This is a genomic window from Tsukamurella pseudospumae, assembly GCF_001575205.1.
GTDB classification, from domain to species: Bacteria; Actinomycetota; Actinomycetes; order Mycobacteriales; family Mycobacteriaceae; genus Tsukamurella; species Tsukamurella pseudospumae.
In genome coordinates this window covers 62531-85571 of the sequence record NZ_LSRE01000014.1, presented here as the reverse complement: position 1 = coordinate 85571, position 23041 = coordinate 62531, and the positions used below count along the sequence as shown (strand labels likewise).

Here is a 23041-nt window from a genome sequence, read left to right as displayed (position 1 = left end):
GGTGCCGCCCACGCCCGAGTGGCGCGACGCGCACGCCCGCCTCGGGCGCGAACTGCGCCGCGCCACGCGGGATCCGTGGTGGCGGCGGCCCCGTCGGCCGCCGATCGCATCGGTATCCGATCTGCCCAGGACCGACGCTGACTACCCCGAAGCCGTTCCGGTGCTGCTCGATTGGCTGGAGCACACGGCTGAGCACACCGGCATCGATGACGTCCGCGAGGTCCAGATCTTCCGTACCGGCCTCTGCCACGCGCTGACGATGCGCTGCGCCGTCGGCACCCGGGCTGTGCCGCTGATGATCTCGGCGCTGTACACCGACACCTCACTGCATCCGTCGATTCTCGCGAGCTACACCCAGGCGGCTCAACAGATCGCGGAACCGTCGGACTACACGAGGTTCCGCGAGATCGCCCTCGACCGGTCAATCGGCTACGGCCGCGCCCCGATCCTGGAGTGGCTCTTCGAGATCGATGTCGACGACGCCCTCGTCGTGAACATCGGCGAGCTCGACGACCCGACGGTCCGCGCCTACATCCTCCGGTCCTTCCGGCACGGCAAGAACTCCCGTCGCCCGGCCCGGCTCCAGGCCGTCGTCGCGCCGTACGTCACCGATCCCGAGACCGAGGTCCGCACGTAGGCCAAGGCCCTCCTCAAGCGCTTCTGACGTCACACCACCCGCACGATCGGACCCGCGACCGCCCCGGTGTAGATCCCCGATCCGACTGACGTCACCTGCACACCGCTACCGAGCTCGCGACTGGACCAGCCGTCGTGACCCTCTGCCTGAATCTGCGGGCCGTAGTCCGACAGCACGAGGAGCCGCTTCCCGTCCGTACCGAAGAGCGTGAGTTTGATGTTCTCGTACTTCGCGGTGAGCACCGACTCCGCGGTGAACAGATCGAGCGCCTGGAAGGGCCCGTTCTCCGGACCGACCACGATCTGCCGGCCCAGCGCGGTGTATCGGGTCGGCTGGTTCGTTCGTACGACGGAACCGTCCAGATCTCTGGTCCAGAGCACGGTTCCGGTGTCGGGATTCACCACAGCGACCCGGCCGCTGTTCGCAACATTGAACGCGGGCAGTGAGGGCGGCGCGTTCCCCGGCTTGATCGGCCAGATGCCGTTGGCATTCTCGAACGTTCCGCGGCGCCTGCCGTCGAGATCGTAGAACTCCGCCGACCACTTCTGTGAGCCGCCCGCACCCCTGGACGTCGTGACCAGGGAGAAGCCGCCTTGGAACGGCCCCCACGCCGTGTCGCCCGGCGCCTCCGCGAGAACCTTCCCATCGGTCAGTCGCAGGATGCGGAGCGTCGAAGTGTCCTTGACGAGCGGATCGGTCGACTTCGCCGTCGTGGTCACCGCCACCACTCCCGCGCTGGCACCTCCTTCAACCGACGTCGCATCCGCGGGCACCGTCCACGCGACCGATCCATCCGCCCGGAGCACTCGATCTCCCACCTTGGGGGGCCGCGGCCGAGCACCGTCGTGGCCGCCCCATCCGCCGACGAAGACTCCGTTCGCCGCGACGGGCGACTCGATCGACCTCGCGATCGGGATGGCCTTGCGAGCGACCAGATCGACCGCCAGGAGACCCGAGTCACTTCCACTCCCCGTGGCACACAGCGCAGCCCGCCCCGTCACTGCGCACTGTTGGGCGGGCTCACCGTTCCCCGGCATCGGAACCGTGAACAGCGACTTCCCCGAGGCCGCATCGAGTACGTCGATCACTGTGCCCGGATAGTAGGTCACGAGAGCGCGCTCATCGTCCGCTCCCAGCAGTCGACTCCATCCGCCTGCAGGGCCCTGGAAGGTCCATCGTGACGTCGTGGGTGCGCCGTTCAGCGAGGGCATCAGCGGTGTCGCGAGAATCGGCGTGAGCTTCGCAGCCTCACTCGACACGGCGTCGTCACCGCTGCCCTTCCCGCGGTTCCCGATCACGACCGCCACACCCACGATCAGGGCGATCACTGCGACGATCGCGACCCCGGCGATGACCGGGCCGCGCCGACGCGACCGAGCGGGCTCCGCTGTCCGCCCGTGCGCGCGTGGCACCACCGTCGGCGCACCGGCCGGGTACTCCCCGCGCGCCACCGTGCGGTCGGTGTCCGCACTCACGGGTCCGACCGCCGGCGCGGATTCGCCGGCATGTGACAGCGCTTCGGCGAGGTCGGCCGCGAACGCACCGGACGACGGATACCGGTCCGCCGGCGACTTCGCGGTGGCCCGTGCCAGAGCCGCGTCGACCGCCGCCGGGAGGCCCGGTCGCAGCGTCCGCACCGACGGCAACGGTTCGCCCAGGTGGCCCGCCATCACGGTGGCGGCATTGGTACTCGCGTACGGCGCACTCCCGGTCAGAAGCTGAAATGCTGTGCAGCCGAGCGAGTACTGGTCCGATCGGCCGTCGAGCGGAAGCCCCCTGAGTTGTTCCGGGGACGCGTAGTTCAGAGTTCCGACGGTGACGCCCGTCCCGGTCAGGTCGGACGACTCGGCGCCCATCCGGGCGATCCCGAAGTCGCTGAGGAGCACCCGCCCCGTGGTGCTCATCAGAATGTTGGCGGGCTTCACGTCGCGGTGGACGAGCCCGGTCGAGTTCGCCGCGTCCAGCGCTGCGGCGGCCTCCGTCACCACCCGCGCGGTCCGCGCCGCGTCCAATGGGCCGTGGGACCGCACCAGGTGTGCGAGGTCCTCGCCGTCCACGAGTTCCATCGCGATCCACAGGTGGCCGTCGAACTCGCCCCGGTCGTACACGCGGACGATCGCCGGGTGCACGAGCCCAGCAGCGAGATCGGCCTCCCGCTCGAACCGTGCCCGGAACGCCGGATCCGCCGCGAACTGCGGCAACAGCACCTTCAACGCATCCGACCGCGGTAGTCGCGGATGACGAGCGACGTAGACCTCGCCCATCCCACCTGCACCGAGCAAACGCTCGATCACGTATCCCGCGAACTCCGCCCCCGGCTCCAGCGCCACCGCAGCTCCTCCTGTGCACAGCAACGACCACGGTTGGCCATCGCGAAGACCATATCGTTCACCGCTTGACGTCGTCTTGGATCTGAGTTGCGTACGCGGCGAACGTTCCGTCCACCGCGACCTGAGGATGAGGCCCCGAGAATCGATCATGAATTCGTCGGTCTGGGACCGTGGCGTCGTACTGTGACGCCATGGCATCGCAGTCCTACGTCGACCTGCGGCGAGCGCTCGACGACCCGCGCACCGACCCGCAGCTGCTCTTCCATCAGGCCTGCGAGTTGTCGGGGGCGTTCGTTCGCAACGAGCACCTGATCGGCCTGCTCCCGCCGGACGCGCCGCACGTGATGATCGCGGGCTTCGAGCGGGCGGGTGGAGCGGGTGTCGCCGACGCCTACGTCGAGCTCGCGGCGCTGTACGTGACGGGCGGGACGTGGCAGTCGCCGCTGCTGCCCCTCGACGACGCCCGCGCGATCGATCTGTATCGCAGGGCGATCGCCGCCGGCTCCGACGAGGCCCCGTACCTGCTCTCGCGCGCGATCTACCGCGCGGACCGCACCGATGTCGCGCACGAGGCCTGGCGGAAGGCCAAGGCGTTCCAGGTCACCCACCCCGACCGCCTCGATGCCCTGGTCCACGCGGGCTACCTCCTGCAGGCCGGGTTCGGCGTCCCCGAGAATCAGGAGGCTGCCGGGGACTTCTTCACCGAGGCCGCCGGTCGGGGCAGCGCCGACGGTGCCTTCGAGGTCTCGGTCCGCTCGCTGAACGGTGTGGGTGCGGCTCAGGACGACCAGGAAGCGCTGCGCTGGTCGCGGCGCGCGGCCGAGCTGGGCAGCTCCCGCGCCGCCTACAACCTCGGCGCCGCCTACGCCACCGGGCGGTACGGCCTCGTCCGCGACCCCGAGGAATCGCTGCGCTGGTACCTGCGCGCGGCGGAACAGAATCACGGGATGGCGGCCTTCACCGCGGGGGTCATGCTGCTCACCGGCGACGGTGCCCTCCGGCCCGATCCGCCGCGCGCAGCGCGCCTGCTCAGTGACGCCGACTACCTGCTCGGGGAGGGCACCGTCGACCTGCGTCTTGGCGCGATGGGCCTCGAGCGTCCGCTCGGGTGATCCTTCGGGATCGTCGCGGACGGCCCCGGCCCACCGGGCGCGCGACGGCTACCATCGGCCTATGACCGAGTTCAGGACCGCGGGCGGTTGGCTCCTCCTGACGGACGGCGCCGTCGAGATCCACCGCGGCGGCAGGACGGTGACGGTGCCGCTCGGGGACGTCGAGGACATCCGCATCACGGCGGGGTTCGTGCACGTCCAGCGCGTAGGAGCTCCCGCGACCTCCGCTGCGGACCTGTCCGGCGATCCCACCATGATCTCGATCGCACCCGAGCAGTGGCCAGCGGCCGTCGCATTCCGGGACGCGGCCTTCAAGGCCCGTCGCGCCCCGCAGGGGGACCCGTCGCCCGTGCTCCGGCCACCGTCGACCGCCGTGGACGACACGCTGACCAGGCCCGCCGCAGCGCGCCCGAACTACGGTGCCGCGAGCCGCGAACGCCCGGACATCAAGGCCGCCATGTACTGGTTCCGACAACTCGATCCGCTACCGTCCGCGGATCAGTGGTTGGTCGATGCAGTCGGCGACGACGAACTGGTGCTCGGCGCCTTCGAGGTGTGGCGGGTGAAGGACGAGGGGTGGCAGCCGCTGCTCGTCACGGATCGACGGTTGCTCTACGCGACAGCCACACCGACCCCGACGATCCTCGAACTTCCCCTTTCCGTGCTCATCCGGATCACGCAGGGGGAGTCGAACGACGCGGGGCACGTTCAGGTGAACCTCGTCGATCGCACGGGGCAGTACAAGGTGTGGCTGCGGTCGAACTCCGCGTACCACCGCTTCTACCTGACCACGAACAATGCGCGCAGCTTCTCCATCTACGCCGTCGCGCCCGCACCGGAACCGTTGCGCGGCAACGAGGTCGCCGAACAGTACCGGGCCTACTCGGCGTTGATGACCCAGATCGACGCCGGCACGGTGCCCGAAGCGGAGGTCGGGGCGCGGGTCGCGGCGATCTTCGGCGTCGCACCTCCCGAGCAGTCCCCGCGGCGCGACTGGGAATGAATTGCGACGGAGAGCACCATCAGGGCTGCAGCGAGACCCGCCGCCACGGGCTGGTGTCGGCCTCGAGCAGGTAGTGGAGTTCAGCCGCGACGCGGGTGTCCTCGGCCTCGACCTCGGTGACATCGCTCATGGCCAGCCAGAACGCGCGACCGGTGAGCAGGCCGTCGGCGAAGGTCTCCCAGTCCGGGTACTCGGCCTGCGCGCTCCGCAGCGCCGCTCCCATCAGCTGCCACGCCTCGCCCTCGTCGATGAGGCCGGCGGTGAATCCCATGCGCGCCACCACCGGGACCCGCGCGAGATCCCACGCGCGCACGTGCGGGGGCAACGACACCGCACCCAGCCGTCCGAGCAGCTTCATCGCGATGAGCCGATAGATCGCCTCGTGCGCCTCGATCGCCCGCCCGGGATCCTCGCCCACGAGCCGGGCACGCACCGCGATGAACCGACGGTGCTCCTCGAGCGTCAGCGGCGAATCCATGGCCTTGCCATCGCGTTTGGCGATACCCAGTGGCTCCGCGAGCGGGAAGACCACCTCGTAGAGCGGGGAGTGCATCCCGTCGAGCAGCCGACCCACCGTCCGCCGCAGCTCCACCGCGTCCTCGACGCTCCACGACTTCCGCAGGTCCGCCGCGGCCTGCTGCGCGGTGGTGCCCTCACCCCCGTGGCGGGTGCACTCCCGCCACACCGTGTCCACGGCGTGGCTGCAGGTGCGTCCGACGTACGCGCCGAGCGAGAGCGCGCGCAGCTGATTGTCGGTGATCGACGCCCCGGTCCAGTGGAAATCGGACTTGCGGTCACCATTGGGCCACAGCGTGACCTCGGGTCGAGCGGTCATGTCCATAGGTTAGTCACTCGATCGGGGGCCGGAGCGGTACGTCACGCCCGCCCACCGATCCGACCGCGCAGGAACTCCACGGCGCCCGGCGGCACCAGCTCGGAGAAGGTGCTGACGCGCCCGGCGGTGCGCATCGTGATCGTGACGAACGGGCCACGAGCGCGGACGTCGGTCATGTCGGAGTAGTTGAGCGTCGAAATCCCGGCCGGCGAGACGATGGTCATCGTCGCCGGCCCGAAGGTCGAGGTCCAGGGCGCGCCGGACGCGAAGCTGCGCCGCAGCGACCGCCGCGTGACCACGTAGGTGAGGGCCGGTAGCAGCAGGGGAAGCACGAGGATCACGATGTACGGAGTCGCACCGTCGCCGAGCGCGATCAGCGCGGCGCCCAGGGCCAGGCACAGCACCGTCGTCACGATCCACGTCGCCCGGCGCACGACCAGGAGGGCCGACGCACGCGCGATCCGCTCCGCGTCGTGCACTCCCGGCTCCCACACGTGGTGGGGCGCACCGTCGACCTGCATGCCTACTCCTTCGCCGTGCCGTCCGTTCCAGTGTGGACCTCCGGGCTTGGGATGCGCTTGCACCGCGGTTCAATCCCCGCGCAGATCGCGCACCAACTGGAGGGCCTCGGCACCGTCGGGCGGCTCGGTCATCCCGGCGGTGAGGGCCAGCCCCAGGCAGGCACCGCTGATCACGGCGTCGGCGTACTCGAACTCGTCCCCGAAGGGCAGGAAGGGTTTCGCCACCATCAGGGACGCCACGCCGTGCACGATCGTCAGCATGCGCAGCGCGATCGGGCGCGGGTCGCCCGGCGGGTAGAAGCCCACGTCCTGGAGGCGGCGCACCGTCTCCTCCAGGTGGCTGAACGCGGCGTTGTTCAGCACGACGTCCACGTCGGAGGCGGAGTCCGACGGGTCCATCATCGCCAGCCGGTACTGCTCGGGGTTCTCCACCGCGAAGCGCACGAACTCGAGTCCCTGCGCGCGCGCCGCTTCGAGCGGCGTGACGGCGCCTGCGTCGGCCGCGCGGAGGGCATCGTCGAGCTGCTCCAAGTACCGCCCGACGACGGCGTCCAGGAGCGCGCCCTTGTCCGCGTAGTGCAGGTAGATCGACGGTGGCGTGACCCCGACCCGTTGCGCCACCGCGCGAATGGAGACCGCCTCGGCGCTGCCGGTCTCGACGAGCAGTTCCGTGGCGGCGTCGAGGATGTCGGCACCGAGACGGTCACCGTCCCCGCGTTTGCTGCGCCGCCGTCGCTCCTCTGCCATGGCCTACGATTCTCGCAGACCGACGCGGTCGTACAGGCGCTTCAGCGGGGCGGCCGCCCACCAGTTCCACGTACCCGCCACCCGCATGAACGCGGGCACCAGCAGCATGCGGATCAGGGTGGCGTCCAACAGGACCGCGATCATCATGCCCACGCCGAACATCTTCATGAACGACACACCCGCGAATCCGATGGCCGCGAACACGATCGCCATCAGCAGCGCCGCAGCAGTGATCACGCGGCCGGTGCGGGCGATGCCCATCGCGACGGCCTCGTCGTTGGCGGCGCGGTCGTGCGTCGGCGAGTGGTCCCAGAACTCCTTGATCCGGGACAGCAGGAACACCTCGTAGTCCATCGACAGTCCGAACGCGATGCAGAACATCAGCACCGGCATGTTGGCGATGATCGCGCCGGTCACCGTGGTGTCGAGCCCGCCGAGCCAGCCCCACTGGAAGATCGCGACCAGGGCGCCGAACACCGCGGACAGTGAGATCACGTTCATCACCAGTGCCTTCAGCGGCAGTACGAGGCTGCCGGTGAGCAGGAACAGCAGGATGAAGGTGGTCACCGCGATCACGATCAGCACGGTGGGCAGGGTGTCGAGGATCGACTGGACCGAGTCGCGGTTGAGCTGCGCGGACCCGCCGAACGACGCCGGAGCGGGCGCGCGCACCTCGCGCAGCCGATCGAGCTGGTCCGACGCGGCATTGGTCAGCGGGTCGAGCTTCGACGAGACCGTCACCAGGACGGTGCCGTTCGACGCCCGGGAGGTCGGGTCACCGTCGGCGATCCGATGCCCGCCGAGGTACGTGCCGGTCGAGGAGACGACGGTGCCCGTCGACTCGACGGTCGAGAGGCGCGTCGCGTAGTCGGCCACGGCACCGTCGTCGACCTTCTCCGTGAGGACCACGCTGACCTGGCCCGAGGCGTCCTCCGCGAAGTCCGTGCGGATGGTGTCGCCCACCTGGTGCGAGGACGCCGAGGCCGGGAGCACGCGGTCGTCGGGGAAACCGAAATGGATGCTGAGGAAGGGGCTTCCGAGCACCAGCAGGAGCGCGATGAGGGCCAGGCCGACCGGAACGGCGCGCCGCAGCACGCCGCGGGTGAAGCGGTAGAAGAGGCTGTCGTGCGGGTCGGGTTCGGGCCCGCGCCGGCCGATCTTCAGGGCGTCCACCCGGTCGCCGAGGACGGTGAGGATCGCGGGCGTGAGGACGAGCGTGGCGAGCGCCGCGAAGACCACCACCGCCACACCCGCGTACGCGAACGAGCGCAGGAAGTACATCGGGAAGATCGCCATCGCGGCCAGTGAGAGACCGACGATCACGGCGGAGAAGATCACCGTGCGGCCGGCGGTGTTCATGGTGCGGCGCAGCGCTTCCGGCCTGTCACCGCCTGCGGCCACCTCCTCGCGGTAGCGACTGAGGACGAGCAGCGTGTAGTCGATCGCGAGCGCCAGGCCCATCGCGGTGGTGAGGTTGAGCGCGAAGATCGAGACATCGGTGATGGCCGTGAAGGCACGCAGGATGCCGGTGGTCGCGATGATCGCGGCGATGCCGATGAGGACCGGGATGGCCGCCGCCACAAGCCCGCCGAACACCCACACCAGCACGAGGAAGGTGATCGGGATGGCGACCGCCTCGGCGACGAGCAGGTCCTTCGACGACTGGTCGTTGATCTGTGCGTAGCTGTAGGCCTGACCGCCGGGCGTCATCGTGACGGGCGACGGTGCCCCGGGCAGGCTCGCGACGATGGCCTTCGCGTTGAGCGGCGCCTGCGACTCGCCACCCGCGATCGAGGCGACGATGAGCACGGTGCGCTTGTTCTCGCTGAGCAGCATCGGGGTGGGCGCGGAGAAGCCGTCGACCACGCTCTCGACCCGTCCGTCGCCCTTGAGCCGGTCGACCAGGTCACGGCCGTAGGCGGACGCCGGGCCCTCCTGCCCCTCGGGCACGGACACCGCGAGCACGAGCGGGAGGCCGCCGCGGTGGAAGTCGTCGGCCATGTGGTTGTAAGTCTGCATCGCCTCGGCCTGTGGGTCGACGTAGCCCCCGGCCTGCAGCTTGTCGGCGACGCCGGCGCCGGCGAGGCCCAGCCCCGCCAACAGGATCACCGCGAGCAGCAGCACCGCCTTCGCGCGCCGCGCGACCAGCCGCGTGAGTGCGTCGATCATCGTCCGACCTCCCGGAGAGTTGTAATAACGACGTTAAGTTAACAGCGTTATCACAGGGTCCGTCAACCGCCCGGGGTAGGAGATCGAGCATGCTGCCCGCTACACCCCGCCGAGGCGGTTCTCACCGAGGGAGTGCACGAACCGCGGTCCGAGCAGCGCGAGCTCGCGGGTGTACGCATCGGCCCAGCCGCCGAAGGGCACGTGGGCGAGGTACTCGTTGCGGAACCGGTCGTCCTCGGACACCTCGGTGGCACAGAAGTCCGGGATCGCGAGGTCGACGACGGGGCCGCCGCGCTCCACCTCCGCCATGACGAGCGGCGCGTTGGCGCCGAGGAAGTCATCGATGATCCACCCGTCCTCGCCGAGCCACATCGAGTAGCGCACCTTGGCCACGACGTGCTCCGCACGGCGGACGATCTGGCCCGCCACCAGCGCATCGAGCTCCCGCTCGGCCTCGTAGCGGGTACCACTCACGGCCGGCCCCTTGGCCGCCATCGTGCCGGTGGTCGCGTCCGCGAGGGCATCGATGAGCGCACCGGGATCGTCGGTCAATTCCGACGGGGCCGGCCCCTGCACGCGCACCCGGACCGCGTATCCGTCGGCGGCGAACAGGTACGCCTGCACGATGAGCGTGGGCGCCGGATCGAGCGCAGCGGCCTCGGGGACCTCGCGCACGAAGAACTTGCGCTCGAACTCGAAATCCCCGAAACCCTGCTCAGACATGCCTCAACCGTAACCGGTCGAGGTCACACCAGCGTGTAACCGGCTTCCTTCACCGCGGCCTCGACGGCGTCGCGAGTCAGCTCGGCGTCGCTGGCAACGGTGACCGCGCCGGTCTCGACGTTCACGTCCACGTTCGTCACGCCGCCGATCTCCGAGATCTCCTCGCGGACCGATGCCGCGCAGTGCCCGCAGGTCATCCCGGTCACGGTGTAGGTGCTCTCCACTGCCATCTTCCACTCCTCATCTCGGACGGGCCTTTGACCTCTCATGATCCGGCCCACCGTCAAACCAATCATACCCCCTAGGGGTATTTCGTGCCAGCACCCGCCTCACCCGTCGCGGCCGTCAGGAAGCGCCCGATGGCGCCGAACTCGGAGGGTCCCGCCAGCTGCAGCTGCCCGAGCCACACGGCGACCCGCCCCGTGTCCGGGTAGAAGTAGAGCGCCGTCCCCGAGCCCCCGACCCAGCCGTACCGGCCGGGGACGCTCCACGGATGAGCGCGGTCCACGTCGACCGCCCCGCCGTAGCCCCACGCCGCGCCGTCGAGGAAGACATCGCCCGGCTGCGGCGGGACCTGCACTGCCGTCATCGCCGCCACGGACTCGGCGCCGAGCACGCGGACACTGTCGAACTCGCCTCCGCCGCGGAGCATCCCGCCGAACCGGAGCAGGTCGTCGAGCGTCGAGAGCAGGCCGCCGGCGCCGGACTCGAAGACCGGCGGCGGGACGAAGGCACCGTCGGCGGGGTCGACGACCTCGAGCCCGCCGGGACCGTTCATCACGGCGTCGCCGAGCCTCGAGCGCATCGCGTCGGTGGCACGGAAGGCGGTGTCGGACATGCCGAGCGGGCCGAGGACGGCATCGTCGAGCACCTCGCCGAGCGTGCCGCCCGCGGCGCGCGCGAGCAGGACGCCCAGAACATCCGCGCCGGTGTTGTAGGTCCACCCCTCCCCCGGCTGGTGCGCGAGCGGGATCCGCGCGGCCCGGGCGAGCCACTCATCGGGCGGCGGGGTACCGAGCGGGTCCGCCGGCCCCTGGTGCAGGTCGCCCAACAGGGATGCCATCAGCGGCGCGGAGAAATCGGAGATCATCCCGAGTCCGCCGGTGAAGGACATCAGGTGCCGCACGGTGATCGGCCGGACGGCTGGCACGGTGTCGTCGAGCGGGCCGCTCGAGTCTCGCAGCACGCGCGGCTCGGCGAGCTCCGGGAGCCACCGGGACACCGGGTCGTCGAGGCCGACGGTGCCCCGCTCGACGTGCACGAGCGCGGTAGCGGCGAGGATCGGCTTGCCGATCGAGGCGATGCGGAAGACCGTGTCCCGGGACATCGCGACGCCCGGCGCCCGCTCGCCGGCGACGGCGACCTCCAGGTCCGTCGGATCGCCGAACGCGGCCACGGCGCCCGGAAGCCCCTGGGCCACCTCCCGCTCGAGCAGTTCCTGCAGCACGGCACCCTCCCGATCGGATCGTTACGTACGCTGACAAGCATGCCCATTCCCGAGTACGTGCGCAGCATCCGCGAGAAGATCGGCACCGATCTCCTGTGGTTGCCCGGCGTCGCGGCGGTGGTGGTCAACGAGGCGGGCGAGGTCCTGCTGGGCCGCCGCGCCGACACCGGCGAGTGGGCGTCGATCGCCGGCATCCTCGAGCCCGGCGAGCAGCCCGCCGAGGCGATCGTCCGGGAGATACGGGAGGAGGCGGGCGTCGAGGCGGAGGTAGTCGACCTGCTCGCGCTGCGCACCGACGAGCCGGTTCGCTACCCGAACGGCGATGCGGCGCAGTACCTCACGATCTTGTTCCTGTGCCGGTACGTCTCCGGCGAGGCGCACGTCGCCGACGACGAATCCCTGGAGATCGCCTGGTTCGCCCCGAACGCGCTGCCGCCGATGTCCGTCCGGCAGACCGAGCGCGTGCACCGCGGCCTCGCCGCCCTTCGCGGCGACACCCACCTCGCCTGGCGACCGTAGCCGTCCGGCCCGTTCCGACGATTCGATCGATCTACTCGGCGCGGCACTATTTGTCGCCTCGCCTCCCTGGATGGAATTCGTGGCGCCGACCCATCCACATCTTTGGGTACATAACTTCTTCTCTCCACAGCACACCGGTTTCGGCTGCGCTCCGCTGCTCATCGGCGGCGAGGATCAGGGCATGCACGAACTGATTCCCGAGATCGCCGCCCGGAATCGCGCTGCAATGCGCCGCCCACTGCGTCCGCGAGGACTACTACCTCGTCGCGCTCTTCGACTCCGTGCTCCGGATGACCGAACCGCACACCGAGCAGGAGCTCCGGGAGGTCTTCGACGGCGCTCCGCAGCGCGTGCAGCGACTGTTGAACGGTCTCGACCCCGCGGCGCAGTCGGGCACCGAGTCGGTGACCCGGCACCGTCTGCGGCCGGCCAACATCCAGGTCCGCAGCCAGGTGACCATCGCAGAGGTCGGCACGGCGGACCTCCTGGTCGGCGACCGCCTGATCGTCGAATGCGACAGCGACCGCTACCACAACGGCGAGCAGCGCAAGGTGGACGCACGCCGGGACCGGAAGTCGACGATCGGCGGCTACCACGTGCTGCGCATCGACTACAGCGACGTGACGTACGACTGGGACACCGTATTGGCCGACATCATCGACATGGTGCGCTCCCGGCGACATCGCGGGCGGACACGGGTCTAGGAATTCTCATCGAGAGCGGCGGCGCGGAGGATGCGGCCGCGTCGCTCACCTCGATTCGACTTCGGCGGAGCAGGTGACGAGCGACGGGCGACGGCGGGTCGCGCTAGCCGATGACCCGATCGCCCCGGCGGATCTCGACGATCGGCAGCCGCAGCGCACCGGGTGCGCTCGCCGGCACGGCCGGCCGTCGCGGCTCGACGGGCGCGATGCGACGGTACGGCTCACCCTGCGGCGCGCGGGTGTCGACCTCGCCCTTGTTGGGCCACAACGCCGCCGCCCGCTCGGCCTGCGCCGTGATGGTCAGCGACGGGTTCACGCCGAGATTCGCGGACACGGCGGAGCCGTCGACGACGCTCAGCGTCGGGTAGCCGTGCACGCGGTGGTAGGCATCGATGACGCCGGTGGACCGGTCCTCACCGATGGCGCATCCGCCGAGGAAGTGCGCGGTCATGGGGATGTTGAAGACCTCGCCCCAGGTACCGGCGGCGGCACCGTCGATCTTGTCGGCGATCCGTCGGGTCGCCTCGTTGCCCAACGGGATCCACGTGGGGTTCGGCTCCCCGTGGCCCTGGCGCGACGACATCTTCCGGCCGAACAGGCCGCGCTTGGTGAACGTCGTGATCGAGTTGTCGAGGTTCTGCATGACGAGCGCGATGATCGTCCGCTCGCTCCAACCGTTCACGAACAGCACGCGCAGGAACTCGAGCGGGTGCCGCACGACGGTGCCGAGGAACTTCAGCCAGCGCGGCACGCGGCCGCCGCCGTCGGTCATCAGCGTCTGCAGCATGCCCATCGCGTTCGAGCCCTTGCCGTAGCGCACCGGCTCGACGTGGGTGTCGCTGCTCGGATGGAAGGAGCTGGTGATCGCCACGCCGCGCGTGAGGTCCAGCTCCTTGTCGACGGTCATCCGCACCGCGGAGAGGATCGACTCGGAGTTCGTCCGGGTGAGCACGCCGACCTGGTCTGACAGCTGAGGCAGCGCCCCGGTGTCGCGCAGCCGGTGCAGCAACTGCTGCGTGCCCCACGTGCCGGCCGCGAAGACGACGTGCTGCGCCGTGTAGGTTCGACGACGCTTGCGGACCTTGGCACCGGAGCGGACCGTCGACACCGCCCAGGTGCCGTCGACCAGCTGGGTCACGTCGGTCACCGTCGTGAGCGGATGCACCTGCGCGCCGGCCCGTTCCGCGAGCCCCAGGTAGTTCTTGACCAGCGTGTTCTTGGCGCCCCACCGACAGCCGGTCATGCACTCGCCGCACTCGATGCAGCCGGTGCGGTCCGGGCCGGCGCCGCCGAAGAAGGGATCCGGAACGGTCTTGCCGGGCTCCCCGAAGTACACACCCACGGGGGTTTGGATGAAGGTGTCGCCCGCACCCATGTCATCGGCGACCTGCTTGACGATCTCGTCGGCCGGCGTCATGTGCGGGTTCTGGACCACGCCGAGCATGCGGCGCCCCTGGTCGTAGTACGGCGAGAGCTCGTCGAACCAGTCGGTGATACCCGCCCACTGATCGTCCTCGAAGAACGAGGCCGGGGGCTTGTACAACGTGTTCGCGTAGTTCAGCGATCCGCCGCCCACGCCGGCCCCGGCCAGGATCAGGCAGTCGCGCAGCATGTGGATCCGCTGAATGCCGTACAGGCCGAGCGCCGGCATCCAGACGAATTTGCGCAGGTCCCAGCTGGTCTTGGCGAAGTCCTCGTCCGCGAACCGCCGGCCCGCCTCGAGCACGCCGACGCGATAGCCCTTCTCCGTGAGGCGCAGGGCGGTGACGGATCCACCGAAGCCGGATCCGATGACGAGCACGTCGTAGTCGGTGGTATCGGCGTGCGCGGGGGTGGCTGAGCTGGACATGGCGGTCTCCTTCGGTCTCCACGGCAGGGCGGTCGCCGGGTGACATGAATCACTGTCGTGTTCTATTTGATTACACATCATGCCGATCTGTCAACCATGCGCACAGACTGAGCCAGGATGTACGCTGTCGGCATGAGCGCCCCCGCGAGCTTCCAGGTCGAGGTCAAGCAGTTACTGCGCGACCGCGCACTGGACGCCACCCGCGACCTGGTCCACGACGAGGGCTGGGGCGCGGTGAACATGTCGCTCATCGCCAAACGGGTCGGGGTCAGCCGCACGGCGCTCTACAAGGCCGTCGGCGCCCGCGACGAGGTGGCCCGCGCGCTCATCGCCCGGGAGACGGACGACTATCTCGCCGGCGTCGTCGCCCGGCTCGGCGAGCACCCCGACGACCTCCGCGCGGGCTTGGCGGCCGCCGCGACCTTCGCCCTCGAGTACGGCGCGGACAATGCGCTGCTCAAGTCCATTCTCGCGGGTGACCGCGGCGATGCCGACCTGCTCCCGCTGCTCACCACGGACCCGTCGGCGGTGCTCGACCGGGCCGTAGCCGCAGTCGCGCAGGCGCTCCCCGCCCGGGTGCCCGACGGTGCCGTCGAGGTCTTCGTCCGCCTGACCGTCAGCCACCTACTGGGGCCGCGCGGCCCCGTCGACCGGGCGGCCGATCAGATCAGCCGGGCCGCCGGCGGGCTCATCCCGCCTTCGTGAGCAGGGGCTCGAGGGACGCACGCAGCGCGTAGTCGTTGCGGGCCCAGGCCTGCACCGTCGAACCGTCCGTGAGCTGCAGCCCCACGCCGTACCTGCGGCGCGGAATCTGACTGAGGCGGCCCATCGGCCGGGCCGAGGTCCACGCGGGAAAATCCTCCGGCGCGGCCCTCTTCGGGTGGTCCGGAGCCTTCCCGGGGAGGATCCGCCCGATCTCGGCGACGGGGACGCTCTCCTCGCCGCACCGCAGCTCGTGTTCCGTCAGCTCGACGGACACGTGGGTGCGGCCGGCGGTTACCTGCAGCCACACGAAGCCCTGCGTGGCCAGGCCCAGGAACAGCCAGATCCACCACTCCCCCGTGCGGCCCGCGAGCAGCCACTGCGTGAGGATCATGGCGAGCGTGGCGAGCGGGACCAGCACCAACCAGATCCGCGAGAGTCCCCGCTCGGCGTACAGGGGCGGAGCGGGAGCAGTCACCGGCGCGCCCTCGCGATCGAGCCCGGATTGAAGTACTCCAGCGCGTCCCGGCTGTTCGCCGTGATCATCGCGCCGACCACGGCGATCGCCGCCAGGATCGCCGGCACCGCGATCTCCCCCTCGCCCGAGAAGAACCCCAGCACGCCCTGCACGAGCACGAACGCCGCGACGAACTGCAGCACCAAGCGTGACCACCCCTGGCCCCGCCACAGGAAGAACACCAGCAGACCGACCACGATCACGCCGAGGGCCACCGCCACGAGCGCGAACAGGAACACGCTGGCGTCGAACTGCTCGAAGGTCTTGTACTGCTCGCGGTTGATCTTCGCGAGGGTGCCCTCGCCCTTCTGCATCGCCGCGAACTCCTCGCGCAACGCATCGGAGCCGCGGTTGATGACCGCCGTCGCCACCGACGAGACCACCGACGCGAGGATCACGAAGATCCACAGCTGCACGGACAGCTTCACATCGTCGGGCCGGGGACCGCGCGGCGGCTTGGGCGCGGGCGGCGGCGCCGGCCACGTGGGCGGCTGCGGCCCGGGACCGGGCCAGACGGGGCCCTGGTGCTGCATGTTCACCACTGCGCTCCATCTGTCCGGCCACGCGCCGAATCGTCGTGTACGGGGCTCACGTTCACCACGTTCCCCTCTTCGACCACTGTGCGGCCTCGGTGGCCCAGTAGGTCAGGACGATGTCCGCCCCGGCTCGACGAATCGACAGCAGCGACTCGCGGATCGCGGCGTCGCGGTCGATCCAGCCGTTCTGCGCGGCCGCGGTGATCATCGAGTACTCCCCCGAGATCTGGTACGCCGCAACGGGAACCGGCGAGGCGGCGGCCACGTCGGCCAGCACGTCCAGGTAGCTCATCGCGGGCTTGACCATCACCAGGTCGGCCCCCTCCGCGAGATCGAGCTCCAACTCGCGCAACGACTCCCGCCGATTCGCCGCGTCCTGCTGGTACGTCCGGCGGTCCCCGACGAGCGACGACCCGACGGCCTCGCGGAACGGGCCGTAGAAGGGAGAAGCGTACTTCGCGGTGTAGGCGAGGATCGAGACGTCCTGGTGGCCCGCGGAATCCAGCGCGGAGCGGATCACGCCGATCTGGCCGTCCATCATCCCCGACGGCCCCAGCATGTGTGCCCCGGCGTCGGCCTGCGCGACCGCCATCAGCGCGTAGCGCTCCAGGGTGGCGTCGTTGTCGACGCGCCCGGCGCCGTCGAGCACCCCGCAGTGACCGTGTGCGGTGAACTCGTCCAGGCACGTGTCGGCCATGATGACCGTGGTGTCGCCGAGGTCCTCACGCAGGGCGCGCAGGCCCCGGTTGAGCACCCCGTCGGGCTGCCAGGCGACGCTGCCCTCGTCGTCCTTGTCCGCATCGTCGGGGACCCCGAACAGCATGATCCCGCCGACCCCGGCCCGGACCGCCTCGTCGGCCGCGGCACGCAGCGAGTCGACGGTGTGCTGGACGACGCCCGGCATCGACGAGATCGGCGCCGGCGCGTCGATCCCGTCGCGCACGAACATCGGCAGCACGAGCTGCCGCGGCTCCACCGAGACCTCGGCGACGAGCCGCCGGACGGCGGGCGTGATGCGCAGCCGGCGCGGCCGCACGTGGGGGAACGTCATGTCTCCCAGCCTACTTGACCGTTAGGAGCGCGAGCGGCGCGGCTTCTTCCGCGGCGGGGGCAGGGCGCCCTCGGCGCGGAGCCGGGACGCGTGTGCGGCGAGCGCCTCGACCAGGTCCTCCACCGATGCGGTCTCGGGCTGCACGTCCACCCGCAGGCCGAATTCGATCGCGGTCTCGGCCGTCTTGGGGCCGATGCACGCGACGATCGTGCGGGCGTGCGGCTTGCCTGCGATGCCGACCAGGTTGCGCACCGTCGAGCTCGAGGTGAAGCAGACCGCGTCGAAGTCACCGGTCTTGATCATCTCGCGGGTCGACGCGGGCGGCGGCGCGGCGCGCACCGTCCGGTACGCGGTCACGTCGTCGATCTCCCAGCCGCGGTCGCGCAGGCCCTCGGCGAGGGTCTCGGTGGCGATGTCGGCGCGGGGCAGCAGGACCCGATTGACCGGGTCGAAGACGTCGTCGAAGGGCGGGAAGACCTCGAGCATGCCCAGGCTGGACTGCTCCCCGGTGGGGATCAGCTCCGGCTCGATGCCGAAGGCGCGGACCTTCGCGGCGGTCTGCTCACCGACGCAGGCGATCTTCACGCCGGAGAAGGCGCGAGCGTCGAGGCCGAACTCGATGAACTTCTCCCACACGGCGCGCACGGCGTTCGTGGAGGTGAAGACCACCCACTGGTACCGGCCGTCGACGAGGCCCTTGACCGCGCGCTCCATCTGGGCCGGGCTGCGGGGCGGCTCGACCGCGATGGTCGGCACCTCCATCGGGATGGAGCCGTGGCTGCGCAGCCGGTTCGACATCTCGGCGGCCTGGTCCTTGGTGCGGGGCACGAGCACGGTCCAGCCGTACAGCGCGCGCGACTCCCACCAGGACAGCTTGGCGCGCTGCCCCACGACCTTGCCCACGGTGACAACGAGCGGGCCGGTCAGGCCGGCCGCGGTGTCCCCGAGGGTGGCCAGGGTGGCCTCCAGGGTCCGCTGCTTGCAGGTCGACCCCTGCGCCGTCACGGCCACCGGGGTCTGCGGCGCGAGGCCGTTCTCGACCAGCGCGGAGGCGGTGTCGGCCAGGTGCTCGGCGGTCGCGCTCAGGACCAGGGGCGACGGTGCCGCGGCCAGCGCCGCCCAGTCGACCTCGCCGCGCACGTCGGCCTCGGTGTGCGCCGAGCCCAGCGCCATTCCGGCGTAGGTGGGGACGGCGGTCGCGGGTGCGAGGCCCGGGACGATCTCGAAGGCGATCTGCGTCCGGGCGACGGCGTTGACCTCGGCCAGCACCGCGTCCGAGGACAGCGGGTCGCCCGCGACCAGACGCACGACGTCGTGCCCGTGACGGGCCTGCGCGAGCAGCGTCTTGGCCACCTCGGCCGGCTCGCCGAGCGCGGGCGCGACGGAGGCGGGGTTGCGGAACGCGGGCTCGCTCTTGCGGCCCTTCGCCGCGGAGGCGGAGGCCGTGTCGGCGCCGTCCTCCTCGGTGTCGATCGGCTCGACGGGCAGGGCGGACCCCACGATGTCGAGGACGGTCTGCGGAACGTCGGGGTCGGTGAAGACCGTCCGGGCGCCCGCGATAGTCTGCTCTGCACGCAGGGTGAGCAGACCCGGATCGCCCGGGCCGGAACCCACGAAGGTGATGCGCCCCGGCACCGTCGCGCGGCCCCGGGCCGGCTTGTTCGCCTTCGCGGCGGCGCGGGTGGACACCGCGTCGGTGTCGGCTGCCGTGTCGGCCTTCGCGGTCTGTGCAATGCGGCTCATGTATCGGCTCCCAGTAGTTGCGGGTGCTACGCGAGCAGGTCGCGTGCGCCCAGGTCGAGCAGCTCCCGTGCCAACGCGATGCCCAACGCGTCGGCGTCGCCCACCGGACCGACCACGGAGGCCCGGACCGAGTCGGAGCCGTCCGCCGCGAGGGCGACGCCCCGCAATGACAGCTCCTCGAAGATCCGACCGTCGTCGTCGAGGGACTCGACGACCTCCGCGATCGCACCGACAGGCGCGGTACACCCGGCTTCCAGCTCGGCGAGGAGGGCACGCTCGGCGGAGACCGCCGCGCGCGTGACCGGATCGTCCAGGCCGGAGAGCACGGAATGCAGTTCCGCATCGTCGCGTCGGCACTCCACTGCGAGTGCGCCCTGAGCGGGCGCGGGCAGCATCTGCACCGGGTCGAGCGCTTCCGTCACCTCGTTGTGGCGACCGATCCGCTTGAGTCCGGCGAGGGCGACCACGATCGCGTCGAGTTCACCGTCCGCTACTTTGCGTAACCGAGAGTCAAGGTTGCCTCGTAGGGGGCGGATTTCCAAACCCAGACCCAGTGCAGTAAGCTGTGTGGCTCGCCGCGGGCTCGAGGTGCCCACCACGGAGCCCGCCGGCAGCTCCCCCAGGACGAGTCCGTCGCGCGCCACGAGGGCGTCCCGGGAGTCCTCCCGAGTCGGCACGGCGGCCAGCGAGAGCCGATCGTCGGGCGCGGTGGGCAGGTCCTTGTACGAGTGCACGGCCACGTCCACCTCGCCGGCGGCCAGGGCGTCACGCAGCGCGGAGGTGAACACGCCGACGCCGATCTTCTCGACCGGATCGGAGCTCAGATCGCCGGGCGTGGCCACGATGACCAGCTCGGCGGGGTGCCCCTGCGCGATCAGGGCGTCGCGCACCGTGCCGGCCTGCGTGGTCGCGAGCAGCGAGCCTCGGGTGCCGATGCGGATAGGGCCGGGCGGGGTGGCGGGAGTGGAATCAGGGACGGATTGCGTGGCCGGTTCAGACACTTCGGTCTTCGGATCCTTCGGTTGCTGAGACGACGCCCGTGGCGCCCGGCTTGAGTTCGAAGAGCTCGCGCAGCGCCTGCGCGTAGGAGTCGCCGCCCGGCGTCGCCGCGAGCTGTTTGACGCGCACCGTCGGGGCGTGCAGGAGCTTGTCGACGACGCGGCGCACCGTCTGCGCCACCTCGTCCCGATCCGTGCCCTCCAGGCCCGGCAGCCGTGAGTCGAGGCGCAGCAGCTCGGCCTCCACGACCTCGGCGGCGCGGCGACGCAGCGCCGTGACGGTCGGAGTGACCTCGGCGGACCGCTGGGCCGAGAGGTACTCGGCCAGCTCGTCGGAGACGATCCCACGCGCCTTCTCGGCGTCCTCGGCGGCCGCCTGCGTGCCGGGCTCGCGGGAGAGCGCGTCGATGTCGATGACGGTGACGCCCGGCAGCCCGACGACGGCGGGGTCCACGTCGCGCGGCAGGCCGAGATCACAGACCACCAGATCACTGTCGACGGTGCGCTGCGCGAGGGCGGAGTGCACGTCCGCGAGACTGACCACGCTGCCGACCGCGCCGGTGCAGGCGATGAGGACGTCGGCGTCGGCGAGCGCCTCGACGATGCCCTCCATCGGGACGGACCGCGCACCGTCGACCCCGGCGTCGAGAGCGGCCTGCGCGAGGCGGCCCGCCTTCTCCTCCGTGCGGTTGGCGACGGTGACATCGGCGACGCCCGCCCGCGCCAGATGCGCGACGGCGAGGCCGCCCATTGCGCCGGCGCCGACCACGACGGCGCGCCGCAGCGAGCCGCCCTGTGCGCCGAGGACCGACTGCGCACGGTCGAGCGCGACGGAGACGACGGAGGCGCCGGCCTTGTCGATACCGGTATCGGTGTGCACGCGCTTGCCGACGTGCAGCGCGCGCTGTGCGAGGTCGTGCACGACCCGGCCCGCGACCTGGTTCTCGTCGGACGCGGCGTACGCGCCACGGATCTGGCCGAGGATCTGCTGCTCGCCCACGACCATCGAGTCGAGGCCACTGGCCACCGAGAACAGGTGCTGGACCGCGGCCTCGGAGTAGCGGACGAAGGCGTGCTTGCTGAGCTCGTTGATGGAGAGGCCGGAGCGGGCGGAGAGCACGTCCGACACCGCTTCGAGCGCGGGGTGGAAGGCCTCGACGACGGCGTAGATCTCGATCCGGTTGCAGGTGGTGACCACCATGACCTCGTCGATGTGGGGCGACTCCATGAGCTGCGCCAACACCTTGGGACGATCGGTCTCGGTGATGGCCAGTTTCTCCAGCACCGACACCGGCGCGCTGCGGTGCGACGCGCCGAACAGCAGAACCGACACCCTCGCTGCTCCTTCGAAGATCATCTGCGGGCAACTACAGTCGGTAGTTTCCCGTACAGGCACGGTACCCCGCATCCCCTGAAATGGGAAAACGCGCCCAGCCCGACCTCACCCGTGCAGGTGACGAGGGGTCGCCCGCGAGGGTCGTTCAGCCCAGGATATCGGCTCTCAGGTGCGCGACGTCCACTTCGAACAGCCGCGGACCACTCAGGTGGCCAGATCCGCGCGCAGCCTGCGGACGTCCACCTCCCAATAGCTGTGCGTGGAACCATCGAGCAGTACCACCGGCAGCATGTCGCCGTACTCACCGCGCAGCTCCGTGTTGCCCGGCGCGTCGACGTCCACCTGCTCGTAGTCGAAGGGCACCTCGGCGCGGAGCGCGGTGAGCTCGTCGTGCGCGCGGGCGCACATGCCGCAGCCCTCACGGGTGAGGAGTGTGATGACAGCCATGTGCTCAGTGTGCCGGGTGCGGAGCGCGGTGGCACCGATGCGGGCCGCCTTCCCGGGCCTGCCCGCACCCCAGGCCCGCGGGATATAAGGTTGGACGAGACCACGCAACGCGGGAGGTGCCCTTGTCCGACCAGGCCAGCGCTGACGAACGTCGGCAGAGTGCGGCGGGCGAAGCGAGCGCCGATGCCGCACACTCGCTGCTGCTCGAGAAGGAGGGCCGCGAGGACGGTACGGTGCCGCCGGATCTGACGGCCGCCGCCTTCTTCGACGTCGACAACACGATGGTTCAGGGCGCGTCGATCGTGCACTTCGCCCGTGGCCTGGCCGCGCGCAACTACTTCAGCTACTCCGACCTCGCGTCGGCCGTGTGGGCGCAGGCCAAGTTCCGGCTCACCGGCAAGGAGAACAGCGAGGACGTGGCCGCGGGGCGCGAGAAGGCGCTGTCCTTCATCGCCGGCCGGTCCACGGAGGAGCTCAAGGCCGTCGGCGAGGAGATCTACGACGAGATCATCGCCGACAAGATCTGGCCCGGTACCCGCGCGCTGGCGCAGATGCACCTCGACGCCGGCCAGCAGGTCTGGCTCGTCACCGCCACCCCGGTCGAGCTGGCGCAGACGATCGCGGACCGGCTCGGCCTCACCGGCGCGCTCGGTACCGTGGCGGAGTCGCAGGACGGGATCTTCACCGGCAAGCTCGTGGGCGACATCCTGCACGGCCTCGGCAAGGCCCACGCAGTCCGCTCGCTGGCGATCCGCGAGGGCCTGAACCTCAAGCGCTGCACCGCCTACAGCGATTCCCACAACGACGTGCCGATGCTCTCCCTGGTCGGCACCGCCGTCGCCATCAATCCGGATTCCGACCTGCGCGATGTCGCGCGGGTGCGGGGCTGGGAGATCCGCGACTACCGCACCGGCCGCAAGGCCGCCAAGATCGGCGTCCCGACCGCCATCGGCGTCGGCGTCGCCATCGGCGGCGCAGCCGCGCTGATCAAGCACTTCAGCGACGACTAGCGACGTCCGGGTCGACGGTGCCGCCCGGCCTGGGCGGCCGTCTTGCGGGGCGGACCGCGGTCCACCGATCAGTTCTGATTCTTCATAACGCTGCAGCGTTATGCA

The 23041-nt window shown here is 70.5% G+C and carries 23 protein-coding genes; 7 read left to right on the top strand and 16 right to left on the bottom strand.

Annotated features, from left to right (window positions below):
- The first annotated feature begins 1 nt into the window (after position 1).
- The gene (locus AXK61_RS25710; protein WP_231855528.1) at positions 2-637 is read left to right on the top strand and encodes a hypothetical protein; all 636 of its coding nucleotides are present in this window, start codon (positions 2-4) and stop codon (positions 635-637) included.
- Between the two features lie 29 nt (positions 638-666).
- On the opposite strand, the gene AXK61_RS12585 is transcribed toward AXK61_RS25710, so the two are convergent.
- On the bottom strand, positions 667-2967 hold the full coding sequence (locus AXK61_RS12585; protein ID WP_068574274.1) for a serine/threonine-protein kinase: 2301 nt from the start codon (positions 2965-2967) through the stop codon (positions 667-669).
- Between the two features lie 191 nt (positions 2968-3158).
- Here AXK61_RS12585 and AXK61_RS12580 point away from each other — a divergent pair, with 191 nt between their 5' ends.
- Together AXK61_RS12580 and AXK61_RS12575 are read left to right on the top strand one after the other, a co-directional pair.
- Complete coding sequence (locus tag AXK61_RS12580) at positions 3159-4079, top strand: tetratricopeptide repeat protein (protein WP_082778171.1); 921 nt, start codon at positions 3159-3161, stop codon at positions 4077-4079.
- 61 nt (positions 4080-4140) lie between these two features.
- Positions 4141-5082 carry a hypothetical protein gene (locus tag AXK61_RS12575; protein ID WP_068745593.1) on the top strand — a complete coding sequence of 314 codons (942 nt, stop codon included), beginning with the start codon at positions 4141-4143 and terminating at the stop codon, positions 5080-5082.
- Between the two features lie 19 nt (positions 5083-5101).
- Here AXK61_RS12575 and AXK61_RS12570 read toward each other — a convergent pair whose 3' ends face one another.
- The 7 genes from AXK61_RS12570 to AXK61_RS12540 form a co-directional block, all read right to left on the bottom strand.
- Positions 5102-5917, bottom strand: a complete 816-nt coding sequence (locus tag AXK61_RS12570) for a DUF1266 domain-containing protein (protein WP_175400083.1) — start codon at positions 5915-5917, stop codon at positions 5102-5104.
- Between the two features lie 41 nt (positions 5918-5958).
- Positions 5959-6438: a hypothetical protein gene (locus AXK61_RS12565; RefSeq protein ID WP_068574267.1), complete on the bottom strand. Its 480-nt coding sequence runs from the start codon at positions 6436-6438 to the stop codon at positions 5959-5961.
- Positions 6439-6507: 69 nt separating this feature from the next.
- A complete protein-coding gene (locus tag AXK61_RS12560; protein ID WP_068574265.1) occupies positions 6508-7185 on the bottom strand; it encodes a TetR/AcrR family transcriptional regulator in 678 nt (225 codons plus the stop codon).
- A gap of 3 nt (positions 7186-7188) precedes the next feature.
- Positions 7189-9354: an MMPL family transporter gene (locus AXK61_RS12555; RefSeq protein ID WP_068745592.1), complete on the bottom strand. Its 2166-nt coding sequence runs from the start codon at positions 9352-9354 to the stop codon at positions 7189-7191.
- Positions 9355-9453: 99 nt separating this feature from the next.
- Positions 9454-10077 carry a CYTH domain-containing protein gene (locus AXK61_RS12550; protein WP_068745590.1) on the bottom strand — a complete coding sequence of 208 codons (624 nt, stop codon included), beginning with the start codon at positions 10075-10077 and terminating at the stop codon, positions 9454-9456.
- 23 nt (positions 10078-10100) lie between these two features.
- Positions 10101-10307 (bottom strand): heavy-metal-associated domain-containing protein, encoded by a 207-nt coding sequence (locus AXK61_RS12545; RefSeq protein ID WP_068574257.1) that lies wholly within the window; start codon positions 10305-10307, stop codon positions 10101-10103.
- A 71-nt stretch (positions 10308-10378) separates the two neighbouring features.
- Complete coding sequence (locus tag AXK61_RS12540; protein ID WP_068745587.1) at positions 10379-11524, bottom strand: serine hydrolase domain-containing protein; 1146 nt, start codon at positions 11522-11524, stop codon at positions 10379-10381.
- 39 nt (positions 11525-11563) lie between these two features.
- On the opposite strand from AXK61_RS12540, the gene AXK61_RS12535 reads away from it, so the two are divergent.
- Positions 11564-12043: an NUDIX hydrolase gene (locus AXK61_RS12535; protein ID WP_068745585.1), complete on the top strand. Its 480-nt coding sequence runs from the start codon at positions 11564-11566 to the stop codon at positions 12041-12043.
- 290 nt (positions 12044-12333) lie between these two features.
- Positions 12334-12747: an endonuclease domain-containing protein gene (locus AXK61_RS12530; RefSeq protein ID WP_068745583.1), complete on the top strand. Its 414-nt coding sequence runs from the start codon at positions 12334-12336 to the stop codon at positions 12745-12747.
- Positions 12748-12850: 103 nt separating this feature from the next.
- Here the strand turns inward: AXK61_RS12530 and AXK61_RS12525 are convergent, their stop codons facing one another.
- Positions 12851-14596, bottom strand: a complete 1746-nt coding sequence (locus AXK61_RS12525; RefSeq protein WP_068745581.1) for a GMC oxidoreductase — start codon at positions 14594-14596, stop codon at positions 12851-12853.
- Positions 14597-14728: 132 nt separating this feature from the next.
- Here AXK61_RS12525 and AXK61_RS12520 point away from each other — a divergent pair, with 132 nt between their 5' ends.
- Positions 14729-15301, top strand: a complete 573-nt coding sequence (locus AXK61_RS12520; protein WP_068745626.1) for a TetR/AcrR family transcriptional regulator — start codon at positions 14729-14731, stop codon at positions 15299-15301.
- On the opposite strand, the gene AXK61_RS12515 is transcribed toward AXK61_RS12520, so the two are convergent.
- The 7 genes from AXK61_RS12515 to AXK61_RS12485 form a co-directional block, all read right to left on the bottom strand.
- Positions 15285-15776 (bottom strand): DUF3093 family protein, encoded by a 492-nt coding sequence (locus AXK61_RS12515; RefSeq protein WP_068745579.1) that lies wholly within the window; start codon positions 15774-15776, stop codon positions 15285-15287. The genes AXK61_RS12520 and AXK61_RS12515 overlap by 17 nt on opposite strands.
- Entirely contained in the window at positions 15773-16354 is a 582-nt protein-coding gene (locus AXK61_RS12510; RefSeq protein WP_156485647.1) for a hypothetical protein, read from the bottom strand. The genes AXK61_RS12515 and AXK61_RS12510 overlap by 4 nt, the downstream gene beginning before the upstream one ends.
- Positions 16355-16409: 55 nt before the next feature.
- On the bottom strand, positions 16410-17402 hold the full coding sequence (gene hemB, locus AXK61_RS12505) for a porphobilinogen synthase (protein WP_068745574.1): 993 nt from the start codon (positions 17400-17402) through the stop codon (positions 16410-16412).
- 21 nt (positions 17403-17423) lie between these two features.
- Positions 17424-19145 carry a bifunctional uroporphyrinogen-III C-methyltransferase/uroporphyrinogen-III synthase gene (locus AXK61_RS12500; RefSeq protein WP_231855527.1) on the bottom strand — a complete coding sequence of 574 codons (1722 nt, stop codon included), beginning with the start codon at positions 19143-19145 and terminating at the stop codon, positions 17424-17426.
- Positions 19146-19171: 26 nt separating this feature from the next.
- Positions 19172-20146 carry a hydroxymethylbilane synthase gene (gene hemC, locus AXK61_RS12495; protein WP_068574241.1) on the bottom strand — a complete coding sequence of 325 codons (975 nt, stop codon included), beginning with the start codon at positions 20144-20146 and terminating at the stop codon, positions 19172-19174.
- On the bottom strand, positions 20139-21476 hold the full coding sequence (locus tag AXK61_RS12490) for a glutamyl-tRNA reductase (RefSeq protein ID WP_068574239.1): 1338 nt from the start codon (positions 21474-21476) through the stop codon (positions 20139-20141). The genes hemC and AXK61_RS12490 overlap by 8 nt, the downstream gene beginning before the upstream one ends.
- A 207-nt stretch (positions 21477-21683) precedes the next feature.
- Positions 21684-21926 (bottom strand): glutaredoxin family protein, encoded by a 243-nt coding sequence (locus tag AXK61_RS12485; RefSeq protein WP_068574237.1) that lies wholly within the window; start codon positions 21924-21926, stop codon positions 21684-21686.
- A gap of 122 nt (positions 21927-22048) precedes the next feature.
- Here AXK61_RS12485 and AXK61_RS12480 point away from each other — a divergent pair, with 122 nt between their 5' ends.
- The gene (locus AXK61_RS12480) at positions 22049-22936 is read left to right on the top strand and encodes an HAD family hydrolase (RefSeq protein ID WP_068575280.1); all 888 of its coding nucleotides are present in this window, start codon (positions 22049-22051) and stop codon (positions 22934-22936) included.
- Positions 22937-23041 lie beyond the last annotated feature (105 nt).